The following is a 1,444-nucleotide window of genomic DNA, read 5'->3' on the forward strand; positions in this document are numbered from 1 at the left end:
AGAGTAGTGACATCAAATATTTTTTTATAACAAAAAGACATTTGGTTGTCCTATAATTAAATCGCAGAACCCAATCATAGGAGGAAAACCAAATGTCCATAATTAAGAATATCAAAGAAAAAGACGAAAGGCTAGACAAAATCATTAAACAGATTCTAAATATCAAAGATGACAATATCAGCTTCTCTAAAGACGCTGTATCTAAGAAAAAAATTCATGGCCGAATGGCCAATGTCTTTACAGGTGTTTTAACCTACAAAATCGACTGCTGCCCGCTTTGTGGGTTTAAGAATATCATTCGTCATGCGTACAAAGACAGTTGGATTCAATTAATCCCTTATCAAGAAGTGCCTACTTATCTCCATTTATTTAAACAGCGGTTTCTTTGCAAGGACTGTCGCCATACCTTCTCAGCGAATACTTACTATGTGGCAGAAAACTGCTATATCGCACAACCTTTGAAGTTTGCCATTGCCGTTGACTTAAAAAAGAAAGTCTCCATGAAGGATATCGCCAAAAGTTACTCAGTTTCCTCAAAAACGGTTGAAAGGGTATTAGATTCGTTCTTTGAAGAACCACGTTTAAAACCAAATTACCTGCCCAAACATTTACTGATTGATGAATTTAAAGGGACCAGTGATTGTGAAGGTGCCATGTGCTTTATTATCAGTGATGCCGATACTGGTAAGATAGTTGATATTCTTGATGATCGCCGAAACTTTAAACTGCAGGCGTATTTCATGCATTTTAGTTTTGAAGCTAGAAAGCGAGTCACGCATATAGTTATGGACATGAATGCCGCCTACGGCGCTATCACTAAGATTATTTTCCCGAAAGCACAAGTATCGATTGATCGTTTTCATGTGATCCAACAATTGACGAGAGCTATCAATAAACAAAGGATTCAAGCAATGAATCAATTAAAGAAAAGTAATCCACAGGCTATGAAAGACTATCGTAAATTGAAGAAATATTGGCGGACTATACTCAAGAAAAACGCGAAGATTAATTACACGTCCTTCAAGCAATACCCACTATTCCAAAGGAAATACATGACTGAATCAGAGGTTTTAGATTACTTATTATCAGTGAATAGCCAGTTGAGGGAAAGCTATGAAGTCTATCAAGATTTATTAACTGCTTTTGATGCCAAGAATTTCAAAACCTTCTTTGAAATAATCAATGACTTGCCAGCTACATTAGACACTGGATTTAAGAAAGCAATCCTCTATCTGAACAAGCATAAAAAAGCAATCATCAACTCCCTTAAATTTCCTTACTCTAACGGGAAATTAGAGGGGAAGAATAATTTAATCAAGGTCATCAAACGAATTGCTTTTGGCTTTAGGACGTTCCGTAATCTTCGTAAACGTGTCATGATTCAACAGAATCTTTGCGAAATTATTTAATAACACAAAAAAGGAAATGCCGAAGCACTTCCCAT

1 protein-coding gene is annotated in these 1,444 nt (G+C 36.0%); it reads left to right on the forward strand.

Going from position 1 to position 1,444, the window contains the following annotated elements; all coding sequences use genetic code 11:
- The first annotated feature begins 92 nt into the window (after positions 1-92).
- The gene (locus NE257_RS11445; protein WP_251852458.1) at positions 93-1,409 is read left to right on the forward strand and encodes an ISL3 family transposase; all 1,317 of its coding nucleotides are present in this window, start codon (positions 93-95) and stop codon (positions 1,407-1,409) included.
- The last annotated feature ends 35 nt before the right edge of the window (positions 1,410-1,444 follow it).

The organism is Enterococcus italicus, assembly GCF_023743875.1.
Taxonomy (GTDB): Bacteria; Bacillota; Bacilli; order Lactobacillales; family Enterococcaceae; genus Enterococcus_G; species Enterococcus_G italicus.

Bases quoted from the DNA above. Each gene is read 5' to 3' on its own strand.
- NE257_RS11445 (WP_251852458.1), top strand. From the start codon at position 93: ATGTCCATAATTAAGAATATCAAAGAAAAAGACGAAAGGCTAGACAAA.